The sequence below is a fragment of the Pseudomonas sp. I3-I5 genome (assembly GCF_022699445.1).
Lineage (GTDB): Bacteria > Pseudomonadota > Gammaproteobacteria > Pseudomonadales > Pseudomonadaceae > Aquipseudomonas > Aquipseudomonas fulva.
The window spans coordinates 849962-863065 of the sequence record NZ_CP093940.1 but is presented as its reverse complement, the minus strand read 5'-3'; the positions used below and the strand labels follow the sequence as shown (position 1 = coordinate 863065).

General features: G+C 62.2%; 14 protein-coding genes. 4 read left to right on the top strand and 10 right to left on the bottom strand.

The window, feature by feature from the left end:
* Positions 1–84: 84 nt before the first annotated feature.
* Entirely contained in the window at positions 85–936 is an 852-nt protein-coding gene (gene purU, locus MOP87_RS03845) for a formyltetrahydrofolate deformylase (RefSeq protein ID WP_027914530.1), read from the bottom strand.
* Between the two features lie 280 nt (positions 937–1216).
* On the opposite strand from purU, the gene mvaT reads away from it, so the two are divergent.
* Positions 1217–1594, top strand: coding sequence for a histone-like nucleoid-structuring protein MvaT (gene mvaT / locus MOP87_RS03840; RefSeq protein ID WP_023534419.1), 378 nt, complete (start codon positions 1217–1219; stop codon positions 1592–1594).
* Positions 1595–1663: 69 nt separating this feature from the next.
* Here the strand turns inward: mvaT and sbcB are convergent, their stop codons facing one another.
* The 3 genes from sbcB to MOP87_RS03825 all read right to left on the bottom strand — a co-directional run bounded on the left by sbcB (position 1664) and on the right by MOP87_RS03825 (position 4125).
* Positions 1664–3097 (bottom strand): exodeoxyribonuclease I, encoded by a 1434-nt coding sequence (gene sbcB, locus MOP87_RS03835; protein ID WP_242810142.1) that lies wholly within the window; start codon positions 3095–3097, stop codon positions 1664–1666.
* Positions 3098–3257: 160 nt separating this feature from the next.
* A complete protein-coding gene (locus MOP87_RS03830) occupies positions 3258–3623 on the bottom strand; it encodes a PilZ domain-containing protein (protein ID WP_033695024.1) in 366 nt (121 codons plus the stop codon).
* A 115-nt stretch (positions 3624–3738) separates the two neighbouring features.
* Positions 3739–4125, bottom strand: coding sequence for a hypothetical protein (locus MOP87_RS03825; protein WP_023534272.1), 387 nt, complete (start codon positions 4123–4125; stop codon positions 3739–3741).
* Between the two features lie 212 nt (positions 4126–4337).
* On the opposite strand from MOP87_RS03825, the gene pyk reads away from it, so the two are divergent.
* Positions 4338–5792: a pyruvate kinase gene (pyk, locus tag MOP87_RS03820; protein WP_027914526.1), complete on the top strand. Its 1455-nt coding sequence runs from the start codon at positions 4338–4340 to the stop codon at positions 5790–5792.
* Positions 5793–5872: 80 nt separating this feature from the next.
* Here pyk and MOP87_RS03815 read toward each other — a convergent pair whose 3' ends face one another.
* Entirely contained in the window at positions 5873–6793 is a 921-nt protein-coding gene (locus MOP87_RS03815) for an iron-sulfur-binding ferredoxin reductase (RefSeq protein ID WP_242810141.1), read from the bottom strand.
* A gap of 280 nt (positions 6794–7073) precedes the next feature.
* Here MOP87_RS03815 and MOP87_RS03810 point away from each other — a divergent pair, with 280 nt between their 5' ends.
* Positions 7074–8597, top strand: a complete 1524-nt coding sequence (locus tag MOP87_RS03810) for a fumarate hydratase (protein ID WP_110607295.1) — start codon at positions 7074–7076, stop codon at positions 8595–8597.
* Positions 8598–8703: 106 nt separating this feature from the next.
* Here MOP87_RS03810 and MOP87_RS03805 read toward each other — a convergent pair whose 3' ends face one another.
* Both MOP87_RS03805 and MOP87_RS03800 read right to left on the bottom strand, forming a co-directional pair.
* The gene (locus tag MOP87_RS03805) at positions 8704–9573 is read right to left on the bottom strand and encodes a carbon-nitrogen hydrolase family protein (protein WP_242810140.1); all 870 of its coding nucleotides are present in this window, start codon (positions 9571–9573) and stop codon (positions 8704–8706) included.
* Positions 9570–10160, bottom strand: coding sequence for a GNAT family N-acetyltransferase (locus MOP87_RS03800; RefSeq protein WP_110607297.1), 591 nt, complete (start codon positions 10158–10160; stop codon positions 9570–9572). Before MOP87_RS03800 ends, MOP87_RS03805 begins: the two co-directional genes overlap by 4 nt.
* 115 nt (positions 10161–10275) lie before the next feature.
* Here MOP87_RS03800 and MOP87_RS03795 point away from each other — a divergent pair, with 115 nt between their 5' ends.
* Positions 10276–10674, top strand: a complete 399-nt coding sequence (locus tag MOP87_RS03795; RefSeq protein ID WP_027914521.1) for a nuclear transport factor 2 family protein — start codon at positions 10276–10278, stop codon at positions 10672–10674.
* Positions 10675–10699: 25 nt separating this feature from the next.
* Here MOP87_RS03795 and MOP87_RS03790 read toward each other — a convergent pair whose 3' ends face one another.
* From MOP87_RS03790 to MOP87_RS03780, 3 genes are read right to left on the bottom strand one after another with little or no spacing between them, the layout of a single operon-like run.
* Positions 10700–11278, bottom strand: a complete 579-nt coding sequence (locus MOP87_RS03790; protein WP_027914520.1) for a DJ-1/PfpI family protein — start codon at positions 11276–11278, stop codon at positions 10700–10702.
* Between the two features lie 51 nt (positions 11279–11329).
* Positions 11330–12487, bottom strand: a complete 1158-nt coding sequence (locus tag MOP87_RS03785; RefSeq protein WP_059183296.1) for a phosphatidylserine/phosphatidylglycerophosphate/cardiolipin synthase family protein — start codon at positions 12485–12487, stop codon at positions 11330–11332.
* Between the two features lies 1 nt (position 12488).
* On the bottom strand, positions 12489–13070 hold the full coding sequence (locus tag MOP87_RS03780; protein ID WP_242810139.1) for a YceI family protein: 582 nt from the start codon (positions 13068–13070) through the stop codon (positions 12489–12491).
* Between the last annotated feature and the right edge of the window lie 34 nt (positions 13071–13104).

Sequence of the window (13104 nt, the reverse complement as noted above, 5' to 3'; positions counted from 1 at the left end):
GGGGGTGGAGAGGCTGTAGGCGTACCGCGCCGTCCCATTGGTCGATCCTCACGTTGCTCAAGAGGGTTGATAGCAGCCCTGCTATCAGTCGAACACCACTGTCTTGTTGCCGTGCACCAGAACCCGGTCTTCCAGGTGATAGCGCAGGCCGCGGGCCAGCACCATTTTCTCCACGTCGCGCCCGAAGCGGACCATGTCCTCGATGCTGTCGGCATGGGTAACCCGCACCACGTCCTGCTCGATGATGGGGCCGGCGTCCAGCTCTTCGGTCACGTAGTGGCAGGTCGCACCGATCAGCTTCACGCCACGCAGCGCCGCCTGATGGTACGGCTTGGCGCCGACGAACGATGGCAGGAAGCTATGGTGGATGTTGATGACCTTCTCAGCATAGTCCTGGCAGAGTTGCGGCGGCAGAATTTGCATGTACCGCGCCAGCACGACCACATCGGCTGCGTGTTCCTGCACCAGGCGTGACACCTCGGCAAACGCCGGGGCTTTATCCTTGGGGTCTACTGGAACGTGGAAGAACGGAATACCGTGCCACTCGACCATGCTGCGCAGGTCGTCGTGGTTGGAAATGACGCAGGGAATGTCGCAATCGAGCTCATCGCTGTGCCAGCGGTGCAGCAGGTCGGCCAGGCAGTGGGATTCGCGGCTGGCCATCAGCACGACGCGCTTTTTCTGGGCAGAATCGGTCACGCGCCAGGTCATGGAGAACTCTTCGGCGATGGGCGCGAACGCTTCGCGGAACGCCTCGATACCGAAGGGCAGCGACTCGGCGCGAATTTCATGACGCATGAAGAACCAGCCAGTCTGCTCGTCGGAGTGATGGCTGGCTTCGGTGATCCAGCCGTTGTACAAGGCCAGGAAATTACTGACTTTCGCCACGATGCCGACACGGTCGGGGCAAGCGATCACCAGACGGTAGGTGCGCATGAATAAGACTCCAGAACTCGCAAAGGCGCTTATTCTAGCGGCACGCTGAGAAAAACGCAGTAATGATTGCGACGTGCTGCATAGGGCCGCTGTGCCTATCAGGCGGGAATCTTCCGACAAGGTTTATGGATGAAACGGCAACCTATGTAAATTTTTGTTCACGTGGAGAATTAGTGTCACAGCTAATCAACTGTTAATACATCAATCATATGTTTACTTGCGAGAATTGCCTGTTTACTATTGCTCCACACATTTCCGAACACGCATTAAGGAACACTCCATGTCCCTGATCAACGAGTACCGTGCTACCGAAGAAGCCATCAAGGAACTTCAGGCCCGCCTGGCCAACCTGTCTCAGGATGACAAGCTGAAAAAAGAACTGGAGTTCGAAGGCAAACTGCGCACCCTGATGGGCGAATATTCCAAGTCGCTGCGTGACATCATTGCCCTGCTCGACCCTGATGCCAAGATGAGCAAACTGCCGCGTGGCGCCGTGAAAACCACTGGCACCAAACGCGCGCGCAAGGTCAAGCAATACAAAAACCCGCACAACGGTGAAGTCATCGAAACCAAAGGTGGCAACCACAAAACCCTGAAAGAGTGGAAAGCTCAATGGGGCGGTGACGAGGTAGAAAGCTGGGCAACCCTGCTGGACTGATTGTCCATTGCTCGCTATTTGATATACGTAAAAAACGCCGGTTAATAACCGGCGTTTTTTTATGGGCTTTCAATTGACGGCAAACCGCGTTTGCAACGCGTTGGCATGCAGTTGCCAGGCTGTCAGCACTTGCTGTCCTGCTTCACCCGCGCCAGGCCAGGCTGCGGCCAGGGCCTGGGCGAAATCACCCAGGGTATTGGGCGCACCCCAGCGGGGGTCAGTCAGACGTTGCCTACAAAAATCCTGCCATCGCGCCCTGTCTTCATCGTTCAAGGTGTCGGGAAAGTTACGTGCACGGTAGCGAAAGAGCAATTCGGCCAAGCGTGGATCATCGAACATCCACTGCCCGGCGCCCAACTGGGCGGGCGCCAGCGAACGCACTTGATCGCATAACCGCCGGTCACGCTCGCCGAGAAACCGCTCATACAATTGCTGTTCAGGATCATCACTGGCCGCAAAACCGTCTTGCGTATAAATAGGTGCCAGTTTTTCCTGCCATTGATCCTGTTGACGGACCAATGCCTCGGCGCGTCGTTGTAATGCGTCCAGGTCAATCCCCAGACGCGCTTGATCAGCCGGTCGTAATACAGAAAGGGGCGCCACCACCGGGCAGCGGTTGATCTGGATGAGTTTGAGCGGTACAGGGAGCTCGCCTTCGCCAAGGGCTTCTCGACGGGTATAGAGCCGCTGGCGCAAAGTTTCGGCGCGCTCTTCAATCAGCGGCAGGGTTTGCTGATGCAGATCGCAAACAATCAATGCATTGCGGTTTTTAGGGTGCCAGGCCAAAGGCAACACGACGCCCAAGTAATGACGCGCAGCACTGAAACGTCCAGAAATATGCACCATCGGCTGCAGCAGCCGTATCTGCTCCATGACCTTGTGCTTGCTGCGAAGCTGAAACAACCAGTCGTACAACTTTGGCTGCTTCTCGCGTATCAGCCGGGCAAGGGCAATGGTCGCCCGAACATCGGAGAGTGCCTCGTGTGCGTGGCCATGTTCGAGGTCGTTGGCCTTGCTCAACAACTCAAGGCGCAGACTGATGCGCCCTTCCTGCTGGGGCCATTGAATGCCATCGGGACGCAACGCGAACGCGGTCCTGACGATATCGATCAGGTCCCAGCGACTGTTACCGCCCTGCCACTCGCGTGCGTAAGGGTCGAAGAAGTTGCGGTATAGGCTGTAGCGCGTGACTTCGTCGTCGAAACGCAGCGTGTTGTAGCCGGCACCGCAGGTACCGGGTTGCGCCAGTTCGGCATGCACGCGCGCCATGAACTCGGCCTCGCCGAGCCCTTTTTCGGCCAACTGTTGCGGCGTGACGCCCGTCACCAGGCAGGCAGCAGGATGCGGCAATATGTCATCCGACAAGCGGCAATAGAGGTTGATCGGTTCGGCGATTTCATTCAGGTCGAGGTCGGTACGCACCCCTGCCATCTGCACGGGCCGGTCGCAGCGCGGGTTGATGCCGGTGGTTTCGTAGTCATGCCAGAAAATGCTTGAAGTCACAGGGCCGTCCTGTTGCAGGTTCGCCCTGATTCTAACGCGTTGAGCCGGGCCTGACGTCGGGCCAATGAAGCGACTTGGGGCCAGTAGGCCGTGCTACACAGCCCCTACTGACCCGGACCGATCTCATGGACGGGCGTCAGCAATCGGCAATACCGACCTGTCAAACCGAGGTAGAGGAGGCGCGAAAACTGAAGTACTCCTGCAAGGAGCGCACAAAGTCGTCGTATTCGCGAGGCGCCTGCAACAACATGAAGCCCGAATCGTAGTACCCAGGCGTCTGGTCCTCGCGGCACCACAGACAACTGGCCGTAAGGTTGACGAACTGATGCCCACCCCCCGTCAACGGCAGGCGCAACTGCAATTCGTAATCGGGGCCCACCATGACCGGCAGCTCGCTGATCAGCATCATGCCATTTTCAGAGGCATTGCCCAGCTGGCCCATCTCCTGCCCATTGAAGCGATTGAATACCTTCAGGACAAAGGGCAACTGGTGGCGGTCGATATGTCGTTTATTGAATAGCGTCAAGGTCAGTCCGTCCGCGATGCCAGGAACGCCTGGTACTGGCGGTTGTTGTATCAGTTGAGTTACAGGTTAGCGCACGCTGCGACAAATCTCCCCGTCAATACAGCACACCTTGGCATTAGCGCCAAGGTACGCTCGTCGCTGGCCTGGTCACGGCCGGCTCGCCACCCCGGTAATGACCCAGCTTCTCCAATGTTTGCAGACGCGCCTGGGCACGGTAGGCATATTCATTGCCCGGATAGCGCTGGATCAGGTACTGGTAGGTCTGTGCGGCATCCACGTACAACGCTTGCCGCTCCAGGCACTGCCCGCGCAGCAACGCCACTTCCGGGTGGATGAAAGGCCGGGCGCGGCTGGTGCGGTCGACCTGGGACAGCTCCAACATTACCCGCTGGCAATCACCGCGATCATAAGCGCGGTAGGCATTGTTGAGATGGTGGTCCATGGACCAGCGGGTACACCCGACGGCACTGGCCGCGAGGGCTAAAACGATCAGCATGCGCATGGGAGTCTCCTTTGCTGAACAGCATATCGGCCGGCCCATTGGATTCTTCAACGATCGGCACGTATCGCGTGCAGTGGCTCGACCACGCCAGCCAGCAAACGCGCGCGACTGTCACCTGCACAGTTTTCCAAAGCCAGGTAGTGCAACCTAACGATGACTACAGCCCGATTCAGGAGTAGCCTCTCGCTGCGCTTCACTATAGGAGTCTGTGCATGACCATCCGCCGTACCAAAATCGTCGCCACCCTTGGCCCCGCCAGCAATTCGCCGGAAGTGATCGAACAGTTGATCCTCGCCGGCCTGGACGTGGCTCGCCTGAACTTCTCTCATGGCACTCCGGACGAGCACAAGGCACGCGCCCGCCTGATCCGTGAAATCGCTGCCAAGAATGGCCGTCACGTGGCCTTGCTCGGCGACCTGCAGGGTCCGAAGATCCGCATCGCCAAGTTCGCCAACAAGCGCATCGAACTGAAAGTCGGTGACACCTTCACCTTCTCGACCGCTCATCCGCTGACCGAAGGCAACCAGGACATCGTCGGTATCGACTACCCCGACCTGGTCAAGGACTGTGGCGTTGGCGACGAACTGCTGCTCGACGATGGCCGCGTGGTCATGCGCGTCGAAACCGCGACCGCCGACGCCCTGCACTGCGTGGTGATCATCGGTGGACCGCTGTCGGACCACAAGGGCATCAACCGCAAAGGTGGCGGCCTGACTGCACCGGCCCTGACCGAGAAGGACAAGGCCGACATCAAGCTGGCTGCCGAGATGGACCTGGACTACCTGGCCGTGTCGTTCCCGCGTGACGCCAGCGACATGGAATACGCCCGCAAGCTGCGTGACGAGTCTGGTGGCAGCGCCTGGCTGGTGGCCAAGATCGAACGCGCCGAAGCGGTTGCCGACGACGAAACCCTCGACAAGCTCATCGCAGCCTCCGACGCCGTCATGGTTGCCCGTGGTGACCTGGGCGTGGAAATCGGCGACGCCGAGCTGATCGCCATTCAGAAAAAGATCATCCAGCACGCCCGCCGCAACAACAAGGCAGTGATCGTCGCGACCCAGATGATGGAGTCGATGATCCAGAACCCGATGCCGACCCGTGCCGAAGTGTCCGACGTGGCCAACGCCGTGCTCGACAACACCGACGCCGTGATGCTGTCGGCCGAAAGCGCCGCCGGTTCATACCCGATCGAAGCCGTCCAGGCCATGGCGCGCATCTGCCTGGGTGCCGAGAAACACCCGACTAGCCAGCGCTCCAGCCACCGCCTGCACACCACGTTCGAGCGCTGCGACGAAAGCATCGCCCTGGCAGCCATGTACACGGCTAACCACTTCCCAGGTGTGAAGGCGATCATCGCCCTGACCGAGAGCGGTTATACCCCGCTGATCATGTCGCGCCTGCGCTCGCACGTACCGATCTTCGCCCTGTCTCCGCACCGCGCTACCCAGGCCCGTGCCTCGATGTTCCGGGGTGTGTACCCGATCGATTTCGACCCGGCATCGCTGCCGGCCGACAAGGTCAGCCAGGCCGCCGTGGACGAGCTGCTCAAGCGTGGGCTGGTCGAGCAAGGTGACTGGGTGATCCTCACCAAGGGCGACAGCTACCACACCATCGGCGGGACCAACGGCATGAAGATCCTGCATGTCGGTGATCCGCTGGTCGGCTGATCGGCTGACGAGCCAGGGTCGCTTCGCGCGCGTTCCCCCGTGAGCAAGCGGCCCTGTGCAGGCACTGCAGACACGTCGGCTCAGACGTGCTCGACAAAGCTGTCTGCGAACACCTGCCCCCTCGGCACGCCGGCGATGAACAGCCTTCGGGCAAACCGTTCGACGCTGGCGGGCGCGCCGCACAGCAGGGCCAAGGTCTGTCTCGATGAAGGCCGCAGCGCCGCCAGTGTTTCCTCCAGCTGCGCTGTCACCACCAGTTCCACGCTCACACCTGGCAACTGCTGCAACGGTGCTGCCAGGTAGTGCCCTGCGCGGTCGCGGGCCACGTGCAGCAACCGGATCTCCCCCTGATGCCCTTGACGCAACGCTTCGCGCACGATGCCCCACAGCGGTGCAAGCCCGGTACCGGCAGCCAGTAGCCATAACGGCCGTTCCTGCCAGTCAAGGTCGTAATGCAATGCCCCACCCCTGACTTCGCCAAGGCGCAACGCATCGCCCACCCCCAGCGCCCGAGCCTGGTCACAGAAAGCACCGGGGCGATGGCAATCGATATGAAACTCCAGGCAATCATCCTCACCCGGCAGGCTGGCCAGTGAATAAGGCCGCGCCACCCCACCCAACCAGAGCACCGCGTGTTGGCCTGGCTGGTAGCGGACGCTGCGCTCGGTCCGCAGGCGCAACCGCAACACATCACCGAACCAGTCCAGTTCGCTGACAACGCCGCCTACGCCGTCGCGCAAGGGATCGAACACGTCCACGCGCAAGTCTTCGACCACGCGGCACTGGCAGGCCAGGCGCCAGCCCACGGCATGCCTGTCCAACGCCAGGGCTTCTGGCAGGGCATCGAGGGGCAACCCGTGCTCGCACCGTACCAAGCACGCATGGCAGCGCCCTGCACGGCAGCTGTAGGGCACATCAAGCCCTGCCTCGTTCAAGGCATCGAGCAAGTTGGCGCCAGTCGGCACTGTCCAACAACGCGTGCCCACGCTAAGTTCGGGCATGTTCACTCACCTCTTCAAACCCCTTGTGCCGATGGACGCGACCGCGTGCCCGTCGATTCTAATACCCTGTACTGTGCCGAGCAGCAAAAAGGATGCCGGCCACCGGCCAGACCATGGTCCTGACCACTCGCAGGTGTTTCACCGGGGCAGGCGCGCTATACTGCCGCGCCTTTTTTGCGTCGGCAGGCTGTCGGCGCGCCTTTGCAAGGCGTTTCGACAGGCTGGTCGGCTCCGTCGAACGTCTCACTGAATGTTCCCGTCTTTAAGAGGAGCGCGCTGCATGACCGTGATCAAGCAAGACGACCTGATTCAGAGCGTTGCCGACGCCCTGCAATTCATCTCGTACTACCACCCCGTCGATTTCATCCAGGCCATGCACGAGGCCTACCTGCGCGAAGAGTCGCCGGCTGCGCGCGACTCCATCGCCCAGATCCTGATCAACTCGCGCATGTGTGCCACCGGTCACCGGCCTATCTGCCAGGACACCGGCATCGTCACCGTGTTCGTGCGCGTGGGTATGGATGTGCGCTGGGACGGCGCCACCTTGAGCGTGGACGACATGATCAACGAGGGTGTGCGCCGCGCCTACAATCTGCCTGAAAACGTCCTGCGCGCATCGATCCTGGCCGACCCGGCCGGCGCCCGCAAAAACACCAAGGACAACACCCCGGCCGTCATCCACTACTCCATCGTCCCCGGCGACAAGGTCGAGGTCGATGTTGCAGCCAAGGGCGGCGGTTCGGAAAACAAGTCCAAGATGGCCATGCTCAACCCGTCCGACTCCATCGTCGACTGGGTGCTCAAGACCGTTCCGACCATGGGCGCTGGCTGGTGCCCGCCTGGCATGCTGGGCATCGGCATCGGCGGCACCGCCGAAAAAGCCGCGGTCATGGCCAAGGAAGTGCTCATGGAGTCCATCGACATCCATGAGCTCAAGGCACGCGGCCCGCAGAACCGCCTGGAAGAAATCCGTCTGGAACTGTTCGAGAAGGTCAACCAGCTGGGCATCGGCGCCCAGGGCCTCGGTGGCCTGACCACCGTGCTCGACGTCAAGATCATGGATTACCCGACCCACGCCGCCTCGCTGCCGGTGTGCATGATCCCAAACTGCGCGGCCACTCGCCACGCCCACTTCGTGCTCGACGGCACGGGCCCGGCGCAGCTGGAAGCGCCGTCGCTGGACGCCTACCCCGAGATCGTCTGGGAAGCTGGCCCAAGCGCCCGACGTGTCAACCTGGACAGCATCACGCCCGAAGAAGTGGCCAGCTGGAAACCGGGTGAAACCATCCTGCTCAACGGCAAGATGCTGACCGGCCGGGATGCCGCCCACAAGCGCATGGTCGAAATGCTCAACCGCGGCGAAGCACTGCCGGTGGATCTCAAGGGCCGCTTCATCTACTACGTTGGCCCGGTCGACCCGGTAGGCGACGAAGTGGTCGGCCCTGCTGGCCCCACCACCGCCACGCGCATGGACAAGTTCACCCGCCAGATCCTGGAGCAGACCGGTCTGCTGGGCATGATCGGCAAGTCCGAGCGCGGCCCGACCGCCATCGAAGCGATCAAGGACAACAAGGCCGTTTACCTGATGGCCGTAGGTGGCGCCGCCTATCTGGTCGCGCAAGCCATCCGCAAGTCCAAGGTCCTGGCCTTTGCCGAGCTGGGCATGGAGGCCATCTACGAGTTCGAGGTCAAGGACATGCCAGTGACCGTGGCCGTGGACAGCAACGGTGAGTCGGTGCACATCACAGGCCCCGCCTTGTGGCAGAACAAGATCGCCCAGAGCCTGGCCGTCGAAGTGAAGTAACCCAAGGCAACAGCGACGGCGCTGTCACCGGCCGCTCGCGTGCGCAGTCAATGCGCAGCCAACCTGCAGCGGCGGTCCTTGATGCCAGGGCCCGCCGCTGTTGCGTTCAAAGACGTTCGAATTGTTCGGGCCAGTCCCTGCGTGTGAATACCTGCCCCTGCTGCCTGACCCGGCGCACGGCCTCCAGATCCAGGTCACACACCAGCCAACGGCTGCGCTGCGGGTCGAGCGATTCGCTCAATGCCATCACCCCATCCCCCGGCATGCCACGATCAGGCGGCACGAACAGCCCTGCCCGGCCCAGGTTCTCGTCCAGTGCCGGCGACCAAGGGGCCAGCCCCACGGTCGGGCTCTGCAACACGGCCAGCTGGTTCTCCAACGCGCGTGCTTGAGCCCCGATCCGTACACGGTGGTAGCCGGCTTCGGTGTCGGTGCAGCTCGGCGCCAGGATCAGGTCGGCGCCACGTTCTGCCAACCGACGGGCCAAGAGCGGGAACTCATTGTCGTAACAGACCAGGATGCCAAGACGGCCCAGATCGGTGTCGAACACCGTCAGCCCTTGGCCTGCGGCAATGCCCCACTGTTCCCGCTCGAAGCGGGTCATCATCAGCTTGTCCTGATGCCCTAGCACACCCTTGGGGCCAAACAGCCAGGCGCGGTTGCGGTAGGCGCCGTCGCTGTCCAGTACCGGCAGCGTGCCTGGTTGCAGGTAGATGCCCCAACGCCTGGCCAGGCCCGCACACAAGGCCTTCCACGGCTCGATCAACGGCTGGATGCCTGCAATGGAAGCGTTCAGGTCCCCCCGCTGCTCGGGTGTCAGCTGCCCACTGAGTACCAGCCCTGCATACTCGGGCAGCAGCAACAGACGCGCGCCAGCCTCCACCGCCTCTGCACACAAACCTTGCAGGTGGTCGGCATAGGCCTCCCAGGTTTCGTGCAGCTCAATGGCGTACTGGCAGGCCGCGACACGGATCAAAAGGGCAGTTCCTTGAGCCAGAACGACATGAGTTTGTCCGAGCTTTCCTGCTCGTCCAGGTCGCGCCAGGCATACCGGGTACGCAGGGACGGGTCATGCAGAAAACCACGGTTGCGCCAGAACCCATGCAAGGGCTTGTAATCGGTTGGACGGCGCGGATGTACACCGGGCCGCTCCACGGCGCAGAACGCGCAGTAATCGAACTCGGCCAGTTTATGGGCGTAGGATTCGCGTTCGATGAAAAAGCGTACCCCAAGCCCCTGCCCTCGGTATTGCGGCAGAACCACGGACTCGCCGAAATAGTAGACGCTGGCCGGGTCGCGACCCTGGGCCACGAACGGCTCCTGAAACTCGGGCGCGACGTCGACCAGGGGCAGGCTCGTCGACGCGCCCACTACCTTGTCCTCATCCACGGCCAGCACCACCAGGCTGCGACCGGAACGGGCATAGGTGGCCAGGTAGTCGGCTTCGTACTCGGGCGAACCGTCGTAGAGGTAGGGGAACTCGCGGAACACGGTCAGGCGCAGACGAGCGAGGTCATCGATATAAGGCGCGATGGCGGCGCCGTGCAGTAGGCGTATTTGCATGCTTGGCGGTCGTTTTGTCGATGTGGATGACGCGCTCGGCTAAGCCGGGCTTGAGGGGAAACCCTATCATCCAGGCCAACGACACGCCTTTTCCCTACACGACAGGTAATGTTCCATGACCGCTACCGAATTGGTAAACGCTTACTACGCTGCCTTCAACGCAGGCGACATGCCAGGGTTTCTGGCCCTGCTCAGCGAGGATGTGATTCACGACATCAACCAGGGTGAGCGGCAGATGGGCAAGGCCAGGTTCGCCGCTTTCATGGACAAGATGAACCGCTGCTACCGCGAGCGCCTGGCCGACATCGTGGTGATGCAAAATGCCGATGGCAGTCGCGCAGCGGCGGAATTCACCGTGCACGGCCAGTACGTGGCCGATGACGAAGGCCTGCCTGCGGCCACCGGCCAGACCTATGTCCTGCCGGCCGGCGCGTTCTTCTATATCCACTGCGGCAAGATCGCCCGCGTGACCAACTATTACAACCTCAACGACTGGGTCGAGCAAGTCGGCTGACCCACGGGCCGGTCGGCCTGTTGGGTCAGAGGATACGGGTGCCCAACACCTTCAGAAACGCCGCCAGCCACGCAGGGTGTGCCGGCCAGGCGGGCGCGGTGACCAGGTTGCCGTCCACATGGGCCTGGTCCACCGCAATGTCGATATAGGTGCCGCCTGCCAGGCGCACCTCCGGAGCGCAGGCCGGGTACGCACTGCACTCCCGGCCTTTGAGCACACCGGCGGCGGCCAGCAACTGGGCGCCGTGGCACACGGCGGCGATGGGCTTGCCTGCCTGGTCGAACGCTCGCACCAGGTCGAGCACTTTCTCGTTCAGGCGCAGGTACTCAGGCGCCCGCCCGCCCGGGATCACCAGGGCATCGTAACTTTCGGCACGGGCCCTGACGAAATCCTGATTCAGGGCAAACTGGTGCCCTGGCTTTTCGCTGTAGGTCTGGTCGCCTTCGAAGTCGTGAATAGCCGTGCGCACGGTCTGGCCCGCTACCTTTTCCGGGCACACGGCGTGCACGGTATGCCCGACCATACTCAGCGCCTGGAAGGGCACCATGACCTCGTAGTCCTCGACGTAATCGCCCACCAGCATGAGTATCTTCTTAGCCGTCATCCCATCCACTCCATCGATTGCCTGTGAACCGTCATTGCACGATAGCTGCGCTCAGTCGCGCCGGTCGAGCACGTTGGCCACCAACCGGTCCAGCCATCCCCAGATGCGCTGTTTGACCCGGCGCCAGAACGGCCTGGCGTTCCAGTGCGCGAGGTCGACTTCCTCGCTCAGGGCGAAATCGCGCTCGAAACTGGCGACCACTGCGGTCGTCAGCGGCAGGTCCAACGCTTCTATATTGGCCTCCAGATTGAAGCGCAGGTTCCAATGGTCGAAGTTGCAGGAGCCGACGCTGACCCAATCGTCCACCACCACCATCTTCAGGTGCAGGAAGCACGGCTGATACTCGAAAATTCGCACTCCGGCGCGCAGCAGGCGTGGATAGTACCGGTGGCCGGCATACCGTACCGAAGGGTGGTCGGTGCGCGGGCCGGTGAGCAGCAACCGCACATCGACGCCCTTGCCCGCTGCGCGGCGCAGCGAGCGGCGCACGCTCCAGGTCGGCAGAAAATAAGGCGTGGCCAGCCAAATGCGCTGCTTGCCGCTGTTGAGGGCACGCACCAATGCATGCAGGATGTCCTGATGCTGACGGGCGTCGGCGTACGCCACCCGGCCCATGCCCTGCCCTTGCGCAGGCACCTTGGGCAGGCGCGGCAGGCCGAAGCCCTCGGCAGGGCGCCAGGCCGTGCGGCGATGGTTGGCCTGCCACTGGCGATCGAACAGCAATTGCCAGTCGCTCACCACCGGGCCTTGCATCAGCACCATCACCTCATGCCATTCGCTGCTGGGCTGGCCCGGTTGCCAGAACTCGTCGGTCACCCCGGTACCGCCGACCACCGCCCACTGCTCGTCGACCACCAGTAACTTGCGATGGTCGCGGTACAGGTTGCGCAGCCCGCGTTTCCAGTGCAGCCGGTTGTACCAGCGCAGGTACACGCCGGCATCCACCAGACGTTGCCGCAGCTTGGCGCTCAAGGCCAGCGACCCGTAATAATCGAACAGGCAGCGCACCCGCACCCCGCGGTGGGCCGTCTGTTCCAGCGCCTGGACCACAGCCTCGGCGCAGGCCCCGGACTCGACCAGGTACAGCTCCAGGTCTACCTGCGTCTGGGCATGCTCGATGGCCGACAGCATGCGGGGAAAGAAGTGTGGCCCATCGATCAGCAGCTCGAACTGGTTGCCATCCCGCCAGGGGAAGACCGGGCCCGGCATGTCAGCGCGCAGTGAAGATAAGTACCGCATTGACCGGTACGGACGGGTTGATGGCCTTAAGGTTGGCGGACTTGCGCAGGGCTTGCAGCCCTGGCATCAGGCCGAAATCCTCGGCGCGCAGCACCAGAGGCTCCAAGGTCACGACCTGAAACCGCCGCTCGTCCAGGCGAGTGGCCAGCAGCAAGGCCTCGTAACGATGGGACTGGCCGTGCAACGTTACCGTCAGCGGCAGGCGCAGTTCGATCTGCGCCCCGTTGGCCAGGTCGTTGATCGGGCGCAGATCCAGTTGCGCCTGCACGGTCGCTTCGGCAAACCGCGCGACGTCGAACAACGCGTCACGCATGCGTTCATCACGCAGCGGCACGCCACTGCTGACCGAATCCATCTCGATACGAAGGCTCGCGGCGCCCTTGCGGTCCACCGTGCCATGCAGCACCAGGAAGCGGTGCACCTGCGCCGCTTCGCCATTGGTACCGGTGATGAACGACAGGCGAGACGACTCGCCATCAAGGTGCCAATTGGCGTGTGCGGGCAGGCACAACGCAAGCAGCAGTGCGGACCATAGGCGGAGTGACTTCAGCATGAGGGGTCTCGAAAATGCAGGCGGCTCACCTTAC